Here is a 16,645-nt window from a genome sequence, read left to right on the forward strand (position 1 = left end):
CCGTCCACGCTGTCACGGGAACGAACCGGTTTTCGTGGCGGCCGGTCAGCGGCTCACCACGAGCGCCAGCGAGCCGGCGTAGCTGGGCCGGGTGCGCAGGTGCCCGTGCGCGGCGTCCCACGACCCGTCGGCGAGCGCGGTCGCGAGCGCGTCGACGTAGCCCGCCGCCACGTCCGCGGCGACGAAGCTCCAGGCCGAGCAGGAGCGCCGGGCGGCGGGGTCGAGCAGCCGCTCGGGACGGCCGTAGTACGCCTCGTTGAAGCCGTCGCGGCAGTCGAGGGGGACGGGCACGTACTCGATCGCGACCGCGCCGCCGAGCGCGTCGGTCACCGAGCGCAGGGCCGGGTACCGCCGTGCCTCAGTGGCCAGCACGTCCGGGGCGTAGTCGGCGAGCCAGTACCGCTCGACCAGCGCGGGATCGCAGGTGAGGACGACGACCGGCCCGGTGCTCACCCGCCGGAGCTCCGCGAGGCCGCGGGCGGGATCGCTCCACTGGTGGACGCTGAAGGTGGTCATGGCCGCGTCGAAGGCGCCGTCGGGAAACGGCAGCTCCTCGGCCACCGCGTCGATCGCCGCGGGCAGGTGCGCCGGCCGCTGCGCGCGCATCGCGCGGGACGGTTCGACGGCGACGACCTCGCGGTCCGCGGGTTCGTAGGACCCGGCGCCCGCGCCGACGTTGAGCACCGTGCGGGCGTCGCCCAGCGCAGTCAGGACCGCCGCCGCGATGCGGGGATCGGGGCGCCGGTGGTCGGCGTAGCCGGTGCCGATCGCGCCGTAGTCCGCGTCGCCCGCGCTGCCGTCCTCGGTGCGCGTCATGTGCTGCCTCTCGATCGGGAACGGTGTGGTGCCATTCCAGCCGTAGGGTTCGGTCATGTCGAGCCCCGAGCCGTTCACCGCGCGTGCCTCGTCCGAAGCGCTGGCGCAGCTGCGGGCCCGGCTGCGCGCCACCCGCTTCCCCGACGCCGCCGCGGACGCCGGATGGTCGCTCGGCACCGATCCCGACTACCTGCGCGAGCTCGTCGCGTACTGGGCGGACGGCTTCGACTGGCCGGCGCAGGAGGCGGCGTTGGCGCGGTTCCCTCGCTTCCGCGCCCAGGTCGGCGGGCTCGGCATCCACTTCGTGCACGCCCGGGCGGCGACGGCCGCCGCCCCCCTGCCGCTCGTGCTGTGCCACGGCTGGCCGGATTCGTTCTGGCGGTACACAAAGGTGATCGACCTGCTCACCGACCCCGGGGCGCACGGCGCCGACCCGGCCGACGCCTTCGACGTCGTCGTCCCGGACATGCCGGGCTACGGCTACAGCGACCACCCGGCCCAGCCGCTGGACAGCGCCGCCGTCGCGGGGCTGTGGGCCGAGCTCGCGAGCACGCTCGGGTACGCGCGCTTCGGCGCCGCGGGCGGCGACATCGGCAGCGGGGTCGCCCGCTTCCTCGCCCTCGACCACTCCGACCGCGTTGCGGCCGTCCATCGGATCGACGCCGGTCCGCCGGTCTGGTCCGGCGACGTCGCCGACCTCGCCGCCGAGGAGCAGGCGTACCTCGACGCCGCCTCGCGCTGGGCCGCGACCGAGGGCGCGTACGGCGCGATGCACCGCACCAAGCCGCAGACGGCCGCCGCCGCCCTCACCGACTCGCCGGCCGGTCTGGCCGCCTGGATCGTCGAGAAACTGCGCGCGTGGAGCGACTGCGACGGGGACGTGGAGCGGTGCTTCACGCGGGACGAGATCCTCACGAACGTCACGATCTTCTGGCTGACCGGCTCGATCGGCTCGTCGATGCGGATGTATCACGCGAACGCGGCGATCTCGCCGCACCAACAGGCTCGTCGCGTGGAGGTGCCGTCCGGGTTCGCGCTGTTCCCCGCCGACATCATGCACCCGCCACGCGCCTGGTTGGAGCGGACGACAAACCTGGTGCGCCTCGTCGAGCTGCCGCGCGGCGGGCACTTCGCCCCGTTCGAGCAGCCGGAGGCGTACGCCGCGGAGCTGCGCGAGTTCTTCCGTCCCTACCGGGCACCGGCCTGATCGCAGCGGTGCCGCGTTCCGCTCGTCACTCCTGTCGGCGCGGGCCCGGTGCCGTCGTCGCGCCGCAGTACCGTCGAGGTAGTGACCGACGCGCTCGACGCCTCCGACGCCTCCGACGCCTCCGACGCCCCTGACGCCGCGACGACCCGGCCCGCTCCGGACGACGCCCCGAACCTGCGCGTGCTCGGCGCGGTCCTGGCCGCCGCATGCGGACTCACCGTCGCGAACCTGTACTACGCCCAGCCGCTGCTCGACCTGATCGCCGGCAGCTTCGGCGTCGGCCAGGGCACCGCGACCGCGGTCGTGACCCTCACCCAGGTGGGCTACGTGCTGGGCCTGCTCTTCGTCGTCCCGGTCGGTGACCTGGTCGAGAATCGGACCCTTGTCGTCCGCACGCTGGTCGGCACCGCGCTGTCGCTCGTGCTGGCCGCGGCGTCGCCGGTGTTCGGCGTCTTCCTCGCGGTGGCCGTCCTCGTGGGGGTGACGTCGGTCGTCGCCCAGCTGCTCGTCCCGCTCGCCGCGCACCTCGCGCCCGAGGCCGAACGCGGCCGCTTCGTCGGGCGGGTGATGAGCGGGCTGCTCCTCGGCATCCTGCTCGCCAGGACGGCGGCCAGTCTGCTCGCCGAGGCATGGAGCTGGCGGGCGGTCTACGTCGTCTCCGCCGTGCTCACGGTGGGGTTGGGCGTGCTGCTGCACCGCATCCTGCCGACCCGCCGTCCCGATCACCGGGCCGGGTACGGCAGCCTGCTCGCGTCGGTGGCCGGGATCGCACGCGAGGAGCCGGTGCTGCGCCGGCTCGCCCTCAGCCAGGCCTGCATGTTCGGCGCGTTCAGCGCCTTCTGGACCGCGATCGCCTACGAGCTGATCGACGAGCACGGCTTCGGCCAGGGGGCGATCGGGGTGTTCGCGCTCGTCGGCGCCGCCGGTGCCGCGGCCGCTCCGCTCGGCGGGTGGCTCGCCGACCACGGGCACGGGCGTGCCGGCCGTCTCGTCGCGCTGCTGCTCGCGGCCGCGGCGATGACGGTCGCGGGCCTGGGGCACGGCAGCGTCGTCCTGCTCGCGGTCGCCGGGGTGCTGCTCGACCTCGCCGTGCAGTGCCATCAGGTGATGAGTCAGCACGTCATCTACGCGCTGCGCCCGGACGCCCGCTCCCGGGTCACGACCGTGTACATGAGCACGGTCTTCGTCGGGGGTGCGATCTCGTCGGCCGCGGCGGGGCTGCTGCACGACACCGCGGGATGGGGCGGGGTGGCGGCCTACGGCGCGGTGCTGCCGCTGGCCGGTGCGCTGCTCTGGCTGACGGGGAAGACCACCGCCAGCCGGTAATCTCGCCCTACCGGCGTTTCCGCCCTGGCCCCGACCGGACGAGCAGGTGAGAGATGTCGGCGATCGAGCGCCTCGACCGCTTCCAGCGTGCCCACCCGCGCGCGGGCCTGCCCATCGCGGTCGTCTACAAGTTCGCCGACGACCAGGGCACCTACCTGGCCGCGCTCATCACCTACTACGGCTTCGTCTCGCTCGTCCCGCTGCTGCTGCTGTCGTCGACGATCCTCAACTTCGTCCTCGCCGGCGACCGGCACCTGCAGCGGGAGCTCTTCGACTCGGTCCTCGGGCAGTTCCCGATCGTGGGGACGCAGCTGTCGGACCCGAACGGGGTGTCCGGCAGCGGGCTCGGGCTCGCCATCGGCATCCTCGGCACCGTCTACGGCGGCCTGGGCGCGGCGCAGGCGATCCAGAACGCGATGAACACGATCTGGCGGGTGCCGCGCAACCGCCGGCCGAACCCGATCACCGGACGGCTGCGCAGCCTGCTGCTGATGGTGGTGCTCGGGCTGTCGATCCTCGGCACCACCGCCCTCGCCGCGTTCGGGACCAAGTTCGACGCGTTCGGCATCTGGACGAAGGTCGCGATCGGGATCGGCACGTTCGCCATCAACCTCACCGTCTTCACGGTGGGGTTCCGGCTGGCGACGTCGCGGGCCATCACCCTGCGCCAGACCGTGCCCGGCGCGCTGGGCGCGGCCCTCGTCTGGCAGGCACTGCAGTACGTCGGGACGATGTACGTCGGGTCGGTCGTGCGCACGGCCACCGAGGTCGACAGCGTGTTCGCCCTGGTGCTCGGGCTGCTCGCCTGGATCTACCTGGAGTCGGTCGTCGTCGTGCTCGCCGTCGAGTACAACACCGTGCGCTCGCTCAAGCTCTACCCGCGCGCGCTGCTTACCCCGTTCACCGACGACGTCGACCTCACCGCCGCCGACGAGATCAGCTACACGCAGCAGGCGAAGGCCCAGCAGGCCAAGGGCTTCGAGGAGATCACCGTCCGCTTCGACCCACCGCCCACGCGCTGACTCAGCCGGGCGAGCCGATGATCGGCGGGAGCGCGAACAGCATGACCGCCGACCACGTCAGGTGGGTGAGCATCGACGCGAGGATGCCCCCCGACGCCCGCCGCTGCAGCCCGAACACCGTGCCCATGAGGACGGCGGCGAACACGAGCATCGGATTGCCCGTGGCGATCGTGACGATGCTGTAGATGATCACCGACAGGACGATCGGCCGGCGCCGGCCGATGGCCGAGTACAGCGCGCCGCGGAAGAAGACCTCCTCGGCCGCGCCGTTGAGCAGGGCCACGAACGCGATGAGCGCGAGATTGCCCTGGTTGGCGTGCTCGAGCACGTTCGCGACGACGTCGCGCAACGGCTCGATGGAGCGGATCACCACCGCGCCGACGACGAACACCGCCGACGCGGCCAGGCCCAGGGCGATCGGCGTGAGCACGGGGCGGCGCAGGGCGTTGCGCGACATCATGTAGCCCAGGTGCAGCGGCCCGGACACGAAACCGCCGACGAACCACACGGCGGCGACGCCGATGGTCAGCGGGTAGAACGCCGGGTCGCCGGGATCGGTCGCCAGCGAGATCCCCAGCAGCGTCGCGCCGAGGACGAGCGAGACGCCGACGACGATGCGCCGGCGCCGGAAGTCGCGGTCGGGCTGTTGGTGGTCGCGCGGCACCTGGTCGAACAGGGCCGGCCCGACGAGTCGCCGGGCGCGGTCCTGCCACGCCGGCGGGGGAGCCGTCTCGCTCATGCACGCTCCGCTTCCGCGCGGGCCGCGAGGGCCCGGCGCACGGCCTCGTCGTAGCCGATCGGGTCACCGGGGACGACCTCGAGGATCGCACGATCCCGCACCACGACCTCGTTGTCCATCGAGTCGACGAGATTGCGCGCCGTCGCGTAGTCCACGTCGGTGACGAGCGCGAGCCAGCGCCCGGACAGGCCCGGGGAGAGGAACGGCACGTCGACGGTCCACAGTCGCTTGTGCATCTGGGCCGCGGCGCGGGTGAGCATGTCGACGTAGCGCAGCACGTCCGGTCCGCCGATCTCGAACACCCGGCCGCGCGCGTCGGGATGGTCGAGCACGCCCACCAGGTAGCGGACGACGTCGTCCAGCGCCACCGGCTGCGTGCGGGTCTTCACCCACTTCGGCGTGATCATCACGGGCAGGTGCTTGACGAGCTGGCGGGTGATCTCCCAGGAGATGCCGCCGTGCCCGATGACGACCGCGGCACGCAGCACCGTGACGGGCACCCCCGCGTCGCCGAGCAGCGTCTCGACCTGCCGGCGGGAGCGCAGGTGCGGCGACAGCGTCTCGTCGTCGCTGCCGAGCCCGCCCAGGTAGACGATCCGCTCGACCCCGCCGGCCGCGGCGGCCTTGCCGAACGCGCGGGCGGCGTCGGCGTCCTTCTCCTCGAAGTCCTCCGACTCCAGCGAGTGCACCAGGTAGTACGCGACGTCGGCGCCGTCGAGCGCCCTCGCCAGGCTGTCGGTGTCCGCCACGTCGCCGTACACGGCCGTGCCCGCGCCGTCGTAGTCGTCGGGGTGACGGGTCATGGCGCGGACGTCGTGCCCGGCGGCCACGAGCGCCGGGGCGAGGTGTGATCCGACGAATCCGGACGCACCGGTGACGAGCGCAGTCTTCGGCATGGCAGCAGCATTCCCCGCGAGCGGGCCGCCTATTGCGTCGTGGCTACCTGGTCACGCCGCAGCACCTGCAGCAGCTCCTCGTAGGGGCCGACCAGGTAGGCCTCGTCACCGCCGGCGAAGCGGGTGTCGCGCCGGGGCGGGTACTCGAGGCCGGCCGCGCCGCGGCGCCGGAGCGCGATCACCCTGATACGCGCGGACAGGTCGGCCATCGCGCTGCCGCGCAGGCCGCCGGTGTCGCCGACGGTGAGCCGGCCGACCAGCATCGGCTGCCGGTCGACGTAGAAGGTGGTGAGGATGTCGAGGCCGAAGGCCGCGCCGACGAACCACGGAGCGGCGAGCGCGGCGGTCGAGCGGACGTCCTCGAAGCCGAAGCCGACGTCGATCGTCTCGGCGAGGTCGCGGTCGAACACGCGCAGGACGACCGGGACGTCCGCCCGTCGGTCGCCGAGCAGGTCGGCCACGGCCAACCCGGCCTCGATGTTGGTGAGGTCGTCGCTGGTGAGGACGGCGACCGCGCGGGCACGGCGCAGGTTCACCGCGTCCAGGCTCGCCGGCACGGTGGCGTCGCCGAAGACGACGGGGACCTTGAGCGCACGCGCCCGGGCGAGGAAGCGGTTGTCCTCGTCGCGTTCGAGCACGACGACGGGCTGGCCGGCGGCGACGAGCGTCTCGACCACGCGCAGCCCCACCGAGCCGAGCCCCAGCACGACCACGTGCTCGGACATCCGGGTGGCGAGCTGCCGGCCGTAGGACTGCGCGATGCGCCGGCTCACCAGCAGGTTGGTGAACATCGCGTAGAGGACGGTGACGAGCGTCGCGCCGACCACCATCAGCGCGATCGCCCAGGCGCGCAGCCAGGCGTCCTGGTCGGTGAAGCTGTAGTCGCCGAAGCCCACCGTCGTCAGCGTCTCGGTCGTGAAGTACGCGGCGTCGAGCACGCTCGGGTGCCGGCCGTCGTCGGTGCGGAACGCGAACCGCAGCACCACGACCGACAGCACGGCGACGGTGAGCAGCAGCGCCAGCGTCCACCGCAGCTGGGTCTCGGACGACGCGACGAAGCCGCGCAGGTACCGGCGCAGCAGCGGCCCCCGGCGCCGACGCCGCTCGGCCTCCTCGGTCTCCTCGTCCACCAGCCCGCGCGCGACGAGCTCCGCGGTCCGGGCGACCACGACGACCCGGTCCCCGGCGCGCACCGCGAGGTCGCGTCCCGGGCAGACCTGCAGCGGCGAGCCGTCGGCGGGGGAGACCGCGACCGGGGCGAGGTCGTCGTAGAGCGAACGCAGGGTGCCGTCGGCCGGGGCTACGAGCTCCTGCAGCCGGAACTGCTCGGCGTCGATCTCGACGGCACGACTGTCGAGGTCGAGGCAGGCCTCGGCCAGCGACGGGGCGGCGATGGCCGCGACGTCCAGGACGCTGTCCTCGCCGGTGACGCGGGCGACGGCCCGGGCGACCGCCTCGTTCTCCAGCTGCGCCACCACGCGCAGATCAGGACGCATACGGCGCGCCAGGAGCGCGATCTCCAGGTTCTCGAGGTCGGAGTCGTGCGCGCAGATGAGGGCGGCCGCACCGGCCAGCCCGGCGTCGTTCAGGGTGGCGGCGCGGCGCCCGCTCGCGGCGAGGTGCGCGGCGCCGAACTCCTCGCTGAGCCGCAGCAGTCGGGGATCGGGCTCGTCGTCGGCGACGACCACCTGCTCGCCGGCGAGCCGCAACTGCTCGACGATGCGCACCCCGACGTCGTGCAGGCCGCAGACGATGACGTGGCCACGCCACGTCGCGCCGGTGCCGCTGGTCACGGCGGAAGTATGCCGGTAGGCACGTGCCGGTACACCGCGCAGGCGGCGACACGGCCGTGCGCCATGCTGCACCCATGACCGACGCGCCGCTCGCCGCACCACCGCCCGACCTGCCCGGCCCGTACCGCACCGAGGCGCGGGTGGCGCTGCAGGACGGGGCCCGGCGCTTCGCGGCCGAGCAGGTCAGGCCGATCGCCGACGAGTACGACCCGCACAAGCGCGAGATGCCGCGCTCGCTGATCGAGGCCATGGGGCGCGAGGGCTACTTCGGCATCATGGTGGACGCGGAGCACGGTGGTCTCGGCCTCGGCGTCTTCGAGTACACGATGGTGGCCGAGGAGCTCGCGCGGGCGTGGATGAGCGTCGCGAGCATCATCGCGCGGGCGCAGGGTCTCGGCACCGACGTCGCGGAAGAGGACCGCGCCCGCGAGCTGCTGGCCCGCAGCGCACGCGGCGAGTGGATCGGTGCGGCGGGGTTCTCCGAACCCGACGCGGGCTCGGACCTCGCCGCCGTCAGCACCCGGGCCGAGCTGGACGGCGACGAGTACGTGATCACCGGCGAGAAGCGCTGGATCGGCAACGCGGAGGCCGCCGACTTCATCCAGCTGCTGTGCCGCACCGACGACCCGAGACCGGGGGAGAAGCGGGCGGCCGGACTGGCGACCGTCATCGTCGAGAAGGAGCGCGGCGCGTTCCCGCCCGGGCTCACCGGCACCACGATCGACAAGATCGGCTACCACGGCTTCCTGACCTGGAACCTCGTCTTCGACGGGGTGCGGGTACCGGCGGCGAACCGGGTGGGCGGCAAGGGCACCGCGGCCTTCCGCGACACGCAGAAGTGGCTCAACATCGCCCGGGTGCACACCGCGGCGCGCGCGGTGGGACTCGCCCGGGCGGCGGTCGAGGACTCCGTGCTCTACCTGCAGGAGCGCGAGCAGTTCGGTCACCCGATCGCCGACTTCCAGGCCCTGCGCTTCATGCTCGCGTCGATGGTCGCGCGGGTCGACCAGGCCCGCGCGTTCTACCGGCAGGTCGCCGACCAGCTGGACCGCGGCGAGCCGTGCGAGCGCGAGTCGGCCATGGTCAAGCTGGTGGCGACCGAGATGGCCGTCGACGTCACCGGCGACGCCATGCAGCTGCACGGCGGCAACGGCTACACCACCGAGCGGCAGGTCGAGCGCTACTGGCGCGACGCGCGGCTGACGACGATCTTCGAGGGCACCAGCCAGATCCAGCAGAAGATCATCGCCGACTCGCTGCTGCCGAAGAGCTCACTGGAATGATGGCGGCCGTGGACGTGCGAGACATGGGTCGGCGGACGAGCCGGGTGGCCGTGGTGACGGTACTGGTGGGCGCGTCGCTCGTGGTGGGTGCCGACGCGCCCGCACTGGCCGCCCGTCGGCTGCCCGTCACCGCCTTCCAGTCCGCCGGCGACCCGACGTCGCTCATCGACCGCAGCCGCGCTGCGATCACGACCGTGGGTGTCGACGGCGTCGTGCTGCGAGCGTCGGGCGCGTCGGTCACGGCTCCGGACCGGGGCGCCGAGCGGCAGCGCCGGCGCGCGCATCACGACCAGCTGCGGGCCGAGCTGCTGGTCAGCAACTACTCCGACGCGGTCGGCGACTTCGCAGAGCCGGTCGCGCACCGGCTGCTGGCCAGTGCCGCACACCGCCGCGCCGTGGTGCGCGCCCTCGTCCGCGACGTGACCCGGCGCGGGTGGGACGGCATCAGCGTCGATCTCGAGGCGTTGGCTCCGCGCGACACGACGGGCCTGACGGCGTTCGTCCGCGCGCTGCAGCGAGCGCTGCCGCGGCGCGCGACCCTGTCGATCAGCATCTCCACCGCGGCGAGCCGGGCCGGCTACCGGCGCATGGGGTACGACCTGCGCGCGCTCGGTCGCGCCGTCGACCGCGTCATGCTCATGGCCTACGACCAGCACGGGCCGTGGGAGGACACGCCCGGGCCGATCGGCGCGCTCGGCTGGCAGCGCAAGGGGATCGCGGCGGCGCGGCACACCGTCCCGCGGGCGAAGCTCGACCTCGGCGTCGCCGGCTACGGCTACGCCTGGCGGCCGCACTCCAACGATCAGCTGTCGGTCGCGCAGGCCCGCACGCGCGCCGGCTCCCGGGCACGTTTCGACGAGGCGAGCGGCGAGTGGACGGCACGCCTCGCCGACGGATCGACGCTGTGGTGGTCCGACCGTCGGTCGTGGCAGCTACGGGTGAAGCTGGCGCGCACGCTCGGCCTGCACGGCCTGGCGCTGTGGGTGCTCGGCCGCGCCGACCCGCTGCGTTGACCGCCGCCGGGGCCGCTCAGCCGGACTGCGCGACGTTCGCGGCGTTGTAGCCCAGCCAGCCGAGGTAGCCGACGAGCGCGAGCTTGCCGCCCTTGCGCAGCGGGCGCGCCATCAGCGCCAGGCCGATCGCGGTCTCGGCGGCGCCGTTGCGCTGCACCCACTGGTCGGTGTCCTCGGGGAACGCCTGCTTGGTGAGCTCGGCGAACCTCTCCGGGACGACGAAGTGCGCGACCCCGGTCGCGGCAAGCAGCAGGCCGACCTTGCCGGCGGAGAAGAGAGCCATGCCGCACACCCTGCCACTGCGCTGCTCGGTGCGGGTGAGCGGCCGGTGCCCGATCGTCGCGTGGCGATCCTCCTGCGTCGGGCGACGTGGGACGCGGGTGGCGGCTGACGATCGCGGGAGGGTTGGCGCAGCCGGGCGCGAAAGCTGTTTGTCGCCCGGGGGTGTGTGGTAGGACGGTTCGTCGGGAGTCCGAACAAAACGGTCCAACGAGGGTCCGGCTCGGACACCGGAAGCGGAAGGTCGACTGGTGCTGCGGTTACATCCGAGCGTCCTGGACATCGTCCTGCTCGTCATCTACTTCGTGGCGATCCTCGGGATCGGGCTGGCGGCACGACGCTCGGTGGGCACCAGTGCGGACTTCCTGCTCGCCGGGCGCGCGCTGCCGGCCTGGGTGACGGGCCTGGCCTTCGTCAGCGCCAACCTGGGTGCGACCGAGATCCTCGGCATGGCCGCGAACGGCGCGCAGTACGGCGTCGCGACCGTGCACTACTACTGGATCGGCGCCGTTCCGGCGATGGTGTTCCTCGGCATCGTGATGATGCCGTTCTACTTCCGCTCCAAGGTCCGCTCGGTCCCCGAGTTCCTCAAGGTGCGGTTCAACAACCAGACTCACGTGCTCAACGCCGTCGTGTTCGCGGTGTCGGCGGTCCTCATCGCGGGCGTCAACCTCTACGCGCTGGCCATCGTGCTGCAGAGCCTGCTCGGGGTGAACCTCTACGTCGGCATCGTCGTCTCGGCGGCGTTCGTACTCGTCTACATCGGTGCGGGTGGCCTGTCGAGCGCGATCTACGGCGAGGTGCTGCAGTTCTTCGTCATCCTCGCCGGCCTGATTCCGCTCACCATCGCCGCGGTCGTGCACGTCGGCGGCTTCGCCGACCTGGGCAGCAAGGTGATCACCGCCTTCAAGGGCAACGACACGGCGCTGCACGCCTGGGCCGGCACCGGCGTGGGCGTCGACCAGCAGAACCCCATCGGCGCCAACTTCATCGGCATCGTGCTGGGTCTGGGCTTCGTGCTGTCCTTCGGCTACTGGACCACCAACTTCGCCGAGGTGCAGCGCGCGCTGTCGGCCAAGGACGAGTCGGCCGGCCGGCGGACGCCGCTCATCGCCGCCTACCCCAAGCTGCTGATCCCGGCCGTGACGATCATCCCCGGCCTGGTCGCGGTCGCCCTCGACCCCAAGTTCGGCACCGGCGGCGACCACCTCACCTACAACGACGCGATCCCGCACCTGATGGGCGATCTGCTGCCCTCGGGCGTGCTCGGCATCGCGATCACCGGACTGTTCGCGTCGTTCATGGCCGGCGTGGCCGCGAACGTGAGCTCGCTGAACACCGTGGTCACCTACGACATCCTCGAGCCGTACGTGGCCAAGGGGCGCAGCGACCGCTACTACCTGCACGCGGGTCGGCTCGTCACCGTCGCGGGCATCGTGATCGCGGTCTTCACCGCCGTGCTCGCGTCGCACTTCAACAACATCATGACGTACCTGCAGTCGCTGTTCAGCATCTTCAACGCGCCGATCTTCGCGACGTTCATCCTCGGCATGTTCTGGAAGAAGACGTCGGCGTGGGGCGGGTTCGCCGGTCTGTTCGCCGGCGTCGTGAGCGGGGCCATCACGTTCCTGCTGTTCCAGACCGACGTCTTCAGCGCGGCCTCGGGGATCTACGAGACGTTCATCCAGGCCGGCGTCGCCTTCGCTGTCGACATCGTGGTGACCCTCGTCGTCACGGCGGTCACGCCGCGGCCCGACCCGGCCACCCTCGGCGACATCGTCTACAGCCGCCACCACGGCAGGACGGCCGAGAAAGGCCCGCGCGAACCGTGGTGGCGCCGGCCGGTGCTGCTCGGCGGCGGCGCGCTGGCCATCGGCCTCGTCCTCAACATTCTCTTCGCCTAGGCCGGGAGGTCATCGACATGAGCGAGCACGTCTCGAAGGAACAGGCCGAGACCGCCAGCCGCATCTCCAAGCTGTTCGACATCCGGCTCATCGTCGGGGGTCTGCTGGCCGTCTACGGCGTCATCCTGGTGATCAAGGGCTTCTTCGACACCGACCGCGAGATCCAGAAGGCCGCCGGCCTGCACCTCAACCTCTGGACGGGCATCGGGATGCTCGTCGTCGGGCTGGCGATGCTGGCGTGGATGCGCCTGCGGCCGCTGGCGCCGCCGAAGCCCGACGAGCTGGTGACCGAGGAGGGGCCGCGGGAGTCGCGCGCCTCGTGACCGACCCGGCCGCGACGCCGTCGGAGCGGCTCAGTGCCGCACGACGGTCGGGGCCGTGCCGCCGGGCACGGTCGGCAGCCCCGCCGCCGCCCACGCCTCGAAGCCGCCGACGACGTCGCTGGCCGGCACGCCGAGCGAGTTGAGCGCGTCCGCGGCGAGCGAGGACGTGTAGCCCTGCTCGCACACCACGACCCAGCGCTGCCCGGGCCGGGCGTCCTCGACCCGCGCCGTGGAGCCGGGATCGAGGCGCCACTCGAGGTGGTTGCGCTCGACTATCACCGCGCCGGGGATCTCCCCGTCGCGCTCGCGCTGCCAGATCGGGCGGATGTCGACGAGCTTCGCGCCGGCCTCGACCGCCGCGGCCGCGGCCGGGGGGTCGAGCCGGTCGAGCCGCGAGCGGGCGTCGGCCAGCAGGTCGTCGACGGAGGAGTAACGGGGTGCGGAGGTCACGCCACCCGTCGTACCACGCCGGTCAGGACGCCCGGCGCACGGACCCGAGATCGACCTCCGGCTCCGGGTCGTCGGTCGCGAGCGTCGCGAGCCGTTCCAGCCGGCCGTCGTTGAGGTCATAGAAGTTCATCGAGGTGAGCGGGGCCGAGTACGCGTGGACGCTCACCGCGGGCGCGTCGGACAGGTTGCGCACGTCGTGCACGTAACGCGCGCCGAAGCCGACGCTCTCGTTCGCGCCGCGACGGTGGTCGACGAGTCGGTCGCCGCCGGTGACCACGGCCTCGGTCAGCTCGCCGTCGAGCACGGTGAACGAGCCGGCCGAGCCGCCGTGGTCGTGCAGTTGGGTGCCCTGGGTCGGCAGCCAGCTGATCAGCCACACGTCGACGCGCCGGTCGCGATAGATCCGCTGGTGCCAGCGCTCGTCGGGGTCGTAGTCGATGTAGGGGTACTTGCCGTGCGCGACCTCGTCGGCCCAGAAGCGGGTGAACTCGATGAGCTGCAGCGGCGTGAGGTAGAGACTGTCCGCGCTCGTGCGGGGCATGCGGAACTCCAGAGGGGAAGGACGGACGAACGGATTCGGGGTCTATCGGCCCCGACACGCCTCGTCGAACGCGTCCTCGCGCCGGCCGCTCCAGAGCGCGTCGAGCAGCCCGCCCGTGGCGGGTGTCCCATGCTCGGTGCTGACCATCAGGCCATCCTGCTCCTCCGGAGCCTACGTTGTCTAGTCGAGACGTAGGAAAAGCCTGGATGTCAGGACAGGTAGCGGTCGAACCAGTCCACGACGGCCTCGAAGCGGGCGACGCGATGGCCCGGTACGCCGCTGCGCGAGAGCTCGTGCCCCTCGCCGGGGAACAGCAGCAGCTCGACCTCGGCCCCGCGCCGCCGCAGCGCGACGTAGAGGCGCTGGGCCTGCTCGACCGGGCAGCGCCAGTCGTGTTCGGAGTGGACGACGAGCAGTGGCGTGCTGATCGCGTCGGCGGTGGTCAGCGGGCTCTGCCGGCGTCGCTGGTCGGGATCGGTGCCGTAGAGGTTGTCGGCGAAGTCCCAGCCGATGTCGCTGGAGCCTTCGAAGCTGTCGATGGCGTTGACCGCCCGCTCGCTCACCGCCGCACGGAACCGGTCGGTGTGGCCCACCAGCCAGGTCGTCATGAAGCCGCCGTGCGAGCCGCCGAGGACGCCGACGCGCGTCGCGTCGAGGTCCGGACGTTCGAGGCCGGCGTCGAGCAGGGCGAGCAGGTCGGGCGCCGACCGCTCGCCGACGTCGCCGACGATGTGGCGTCCATGGGCCTGGCCGTACCCGGACGAGCCGCGCGGGTTGCCGAACACCACCGCGTACCCGGCCGCGGTGTAGACGTGTACCTCGTCGAGCATCGTCCAGCCGTACTGGCTGAACGGGCCGCCGTGGATCAGCAGCAGCACCGGGTGCGGCCCGGCGCCGGCGGGGACGGACACGAAGCCGTGCACCGGGTAGCCGTCGGGCGCGGTGGCGGTGAGCTCCTCGACCGGACGGGTCAGCCCGGCGGTGGCGAACGAGGTCAGCGTGGTGACGGTGCCGTCGTCGGCGACGCGGGCGAGCTCGCCGGCGGTGTCGGTGTCGCTGTAGGTGACGACGGTGACGCCCGCGGCGCGGTCGACGCCCGTCACCTGGCGCCGCCCGGCGCTCGCCACGCGCGTCGCCGACCCGTCGGTCGCCACCGCGAGCAGGTCGACCGCGCCGCGGTTCTCCACCCCGACGAGCACCTCGTCGCCGGTGACGACGGGTGGCAGCGCGGCGACGTGGACGGTCTCGGTGTCGGTGAGCCGGGTCGGCGTGCCGCCGGCGGCGTCGACCCGCCAGAGACCCTCGTTGCGCGCGATCCAGTCCTGCCCCTCGGGGCGTACCCCGGTGGCGAACAGCGCCGTGCCGTCGGCCGACCACACCGGCAGGTCGAGCTGCATCGTCGTGTCGGTGACCGCCCGGACGTCGCCGCCCCCGGCGGGCACGACGAAGACGTCGGTGAGGCGGTCGAGCTCCCGCCCGGCGTGCCGGCGCGAGACGAAGGCGAGCGCGGCACCGTCGGGTCGCCACGCCGGCGCCGTGTCGTCCTGGTCGCCGTCGGTGAGCTGCTCGGCCCGTGGCTCGTCGGCGGTGACGTCGACGACGAACAGGTGGTGGCGCCGGTCGAGGACGAAGCCGACGTCGTCGGTGCGGTACTGCAGGCCGGTGATGCGCCGCGGTGCCTCCTTCTCGGCCGGGACGTCGTCGTCCTGGCCGTAGCGCCCGTCGGCGAGGACGCGCGCGGCGAACGCGACCCGGCGCGAGTCCGGCGACCACACCGGCTCACCCGCCCCGCCCACGAGCTCGGTGACGGTGCGGGCGTCGCCGCCGGCCGCCGGCAGCAGGTGCAGCTGCGGCTTGCCCTGCGCACCCGTACCCGTCCCGCTCGTGCGCAGGAAGGCGATGGTGGCACCGTCGGGAGACCACCGCGGTGCGGTGTCGTGCTCGCCGTGGGTCAGCCGGCGGGGCGGGGCCGCGCCGTCGGTGGGCACCAGCCACAGCGAGCTGCGGTAGTCGTTCGCGTCGAGGTCGGGACGCGTGGCCGCCACGACGGCATGGGCGCCGTCGGGGGAGAGCGACGGGCGGCCGAGGGTGACGAGGTGGGCGATGTCCGAGGGCTGCACCACCCCACCGTATGGCGCGCGGCGTCGGCGGCGGTGCCGCGCCCGGGGTCAACCGGTGACGAGGTGGGTCCGCGGCCAGCCCTGCCGCAGCTCGATGCGCGCCAGCTCCTCGGCGAACCAGGCCGGCGTGGGCGGCCGCTTCGTCGCGTCGGCCGACATCGCCCAGGTCAGCAGGTCCGACACCTCGATGGGGACGTCGGGGGCGACGATGGGCTGCACCTGACCGCCGAGTACGCGCACGATGACGGTGGCGGCCGACTCCCCGGCGTACTCGCGGAAGGCCGCGTGCCCGGCCACCAGCTCGTAGAGCGTGGCGGCGAGGCCGTACACGTCGGTGGCGGGTGACGGCGCGGCGCCCTCGAGCAGCTCGGGTGCGGTGTAGGCGGTGATGACGTGCTGCGGGAAGCGGGACGCGTCGGGCGCCGTCGAGACCGCCTCGTCGAAGCCGCCGAGCACCGGTTCGCCGACGTCGGTCGTGAACACGTTGTCGGGGCGGACGTCGCAGTGCAGCGCGTCGGCGGCGTGCACGGTCTCGAGGGCGCCGGCGAGCTTGATCCCGGTGGCGATCGCCGCCCGCAGCGGTTCGGGCGCGGCGGTCACGGCGTCGCGCGGCGAGCCCGTCGCGTGCTCGAGGACGAGCGCGGGGCGGCCGTCGTCGAGGGTGAAGGAGTCGAGCACGCCGATGACGTGCGGGTGCGATCCGATCCGGCCGAGCAGCGTCGCCTGGGTCCGCAGCAGCCCGTCGACCCAGAGGTGCCGGACGCCGTCGGGCACCTTGACGACGACGCGCCGACCGCCCGGCCGCTCGCGGGCCTCGAACAGGACGAACGGAGGTCGGGAGCGCAGCGGGCGCACGTCGTCGAACCGGCCGGCGAGCTCGTCGCCTACCGGTGACGTCCGCGCCGACATCGCCATGGTCCCCACCGTTCGTCC

General features: G+C 72.9%; 16 protein-coding genes. 7 read left to right on the forward strand and 9 right to left on the reverse strand.

Translation table 11 applies throughout. The annotated features are described in order from the left end of the window. Nucleotides 1–45: 45 nt before the first annotated feature. The gene (locus BUE29_RS14935) at nt 46–816 is read right to left on the reverse strand and encodes a class I SAM-dependent methyltransferase (RefSeq protein WP_073391540.1); all 771 of its coding nucleotides are present in this window, start codon (nt 814–816) and stop codon (nt 46–48) included. A gap of 55 nt (nt 817–871) precedes the next feature. Here BUE29_RS14935 and BUE29_RS14940 point away from each other — a divergent pair, with 55 nt between their 5' ends. From BUE29_RS14940 to BUE29_RS14950, 3 genes are all read left to right on the forward strand, one after another. Further along, nucleotides 872–2,023, forward strand: a complete 1,152-nt coding sequence (locus tag BUE29_RS14940) for an epoxide hydrolase family protein (RefSeq protein WP_073391253.1) — start codon at nt 872–874, stop codon at nt 2,021–2,023. Nucleotides 2,024–2,104: 81 nt separating this feature from the next. After that, nucleotides 2,105–3,349 (forward strand): MFS transporter, encoded by a 1,245-nt coding sequence (locus BUE29_RS14945; RefSeq protein ID WP_084181184.1) that lies wholly within the window; start codon nt 2,105–2,107, stop codon nt 3,347–3,349. Between the two features lie 53 nt (nt 3,350–3,402). Further along, nucleotides 3,403–4,371 (forward strand): YihY/virulence factor BrkB family protein, encoded by a 969-nt coding sequence (locus tag BUE29_RS14950; protein ID WP_073391254.1) that lies wholly within the window; start codon nt 3,403–3,405, stop codon nt 4,369–4,371. A 1-nt stretch (nt 4,372) separates the two neighbouring features. Here BUE29_RS14950 and BUE29_RS14955 read toward each other — a convergent pair whose 3' ends face one another. Genes BUE29_RS14955 through BUE29_RS14965 form a run of 3 tightly spaced genes read right to left on the reverse strand, consistent with a single transcriptional unit; the run spans nt 4,373 to nt 7,799 of the window. Next, the gene (locus BUE29_RS14955; RefSeq protein ID WP_073391255.1) at nt 4,373–5,110 is read right to left on the reverse strand and encodes a CPBP family intramembrane glutamic endopeptidase; all 738 of its coding nucleotides are present in this window, start codon (nt 5,108–5,110) and stop codon (nt 4,373–4,375) included. Continuing rightward, nucleotides 5,107–6,006, reverse strand: coding sequence for an NAD(P)H-binding protein (locus BUE29_RS14960; protein WP_073391256.1), 900 nt, complete (start codon nt 6,004–6,006; stop codon nt 5,107–5,109). Before BUE29_RS14960 ends, BUE29_RS14955 begins: the two co-directional genes overlap by 4 nt. A gap of 29 nt (nt 6,007–6,035) precedes the next feature. Next, on the reverse strand, nt 6,036–7,799 hold the full coding sequence (locus tag BUE29_RS14965; protein ID WP_073391257.1) for an NAD-binding protein: 1,764 nt from the start codon (nt 7,797–7,799) through the stop codon (nt 6,036–6,038). A 74-nt stretch (nt 7,800–7,873) separates the two neighbouring features. Here BUE29_RS14965 and BUE29_RS14970 point away from each other — a divergent pair, with 74 nt between their 5' ends. Then, nucleotides 7,874–9,082 (forward strand): acyl-CoA dehydrogenase family protein, encoded by a 1,209-nt coding sequence (locus BUE29_RS14970; RefSeq protein WP_073391258.1) that lies wholly within the window; start codon nt 7,874–7,876, stop codon nt 9,080–9,082. A gap of 8 nt (nt 9,083–9,090) precedes the next feature. Next, nucleotides 9,091–10,095, forward strand: coding sequence for a glycosyl hydrolase family 18 protein (locus tag BUE29_RS14975; RefSeq protein WP_159440879.1), 1,005 nt, complete (start codon nt 9,091–9,093; stop codon nt 10,093–10,095). Nucleotides 10,096–10,111: 16 nt separating this feature from the next. Here the strand turns inward: BUE29_RS14975 and BUE29_RS14980 are convergent, their stop codons facing one another. Beyond that, the gene (locus BUE29_RS14980) at nt 10,112–10,378 is read right to left on the reverse strand and encodes a hypothetical protein (protein WP_073391259.1); all 267 of its coding nucleotides are present in this window, start codon (nt 10,376–10,378) and stop codon (nt 10,112–10,114) included. Between the two features lie 247 nt (nt 10,379–10,625). Between BUE29_RS14980 and BUE29_RS14985 the strand changes: the two genes are divergently transcribed. After that, nucleotides 10,626–12,278, forward strand: a complete 1,653-nt coding sequence (locus BUE29_RS14985; protein ID WP_073391260.1) for a sodium:solute symporter family protein — start codon at nt 10,626–10,628, stop codon at nt 12,276–12,278. 17 nt (nt 12,279–12,295) lie between these two features. Further along, complete coding sequence (locus tag BUE29_RS14990) at nt 12,296–12,601, forward strand: hypothetical protein (protein WP_073391261.1); 306 nt, start codon at nt 12,296–12,298, stop codon at nt 12,599–12,601. Between the two features lie 30 nt (nt 12,602–12,631). Here BUE29_RS14990 and BUE29_RS14995 read toward each other — a convergent pair whose 3' ends face one another. The 4 genes from BUE29_RS14995 to BUE29_RS15010 all read right to left on the reverse strand — a co-directional run bounded on the left by BUE29_RS14995 (nt 12,632) and on the right by BUE29_RS15010 (nt 16,627). Further along, complete coding sequence (locus tag BUE29_RS14995; protein ID WP_073391262.1) at nt 12,632–13,051, reverse strand: rhodanese-like domain-containing protein; 420 nt, start codon at nt 13,049–13,051, stop codon at nt 12,632–12,634. A gap of 22 nt (nt 13,052–13,073) precedes the next feature. Continuing rightward, nucleotides 13,074–13,592, reverse strand: a complete 519-nt coding sequence (locus BUE29_RS15000) for a cysteine dioxygenase (RefSeq protein ID WP_073391263.1) — start codon at nt 13,590–13,592, stop codon at nt 13,074–13,076. A gap of 209 nt (nt 13,593–13,801) precedes the next feature. Further along, nucleotides 13,802–15,712 (reverse strand): S9 family peptidase, encoded by a 1,911-nt coding sequence (locus BUE29_RS15005; protein ID WP_073391543.1) that lies wholly within the window; start codon nt 15,710–15,712, stop codon nt 13,802–13,804. Nucleotides 15,713–15,760: 48 nt separating this feature from the next. Further along, complete coding sequence (locus BUE29_RS15010; protein WP_073391264.1) at nt 15,761–16,627, reverse strand: protein kinase domain-containing protein; 867 nt, start codon at nt 16,625–16,627, stop codon at nt 15,761–15,763. Nucleotides 16,628–16,645: the final 18 nt, after the last annotated feature.

The organism is Jatrophihabitans endophyticus, assembly GCF_900129455.1.
Classification (GTDB): domain Bacteria; phylum Actinomycetota; class Actinomycetes; order Mycobacteriales; family Jatrophihabitantaceae; genus Jatrophihabitans; species Jatrophihabitans endophyticus.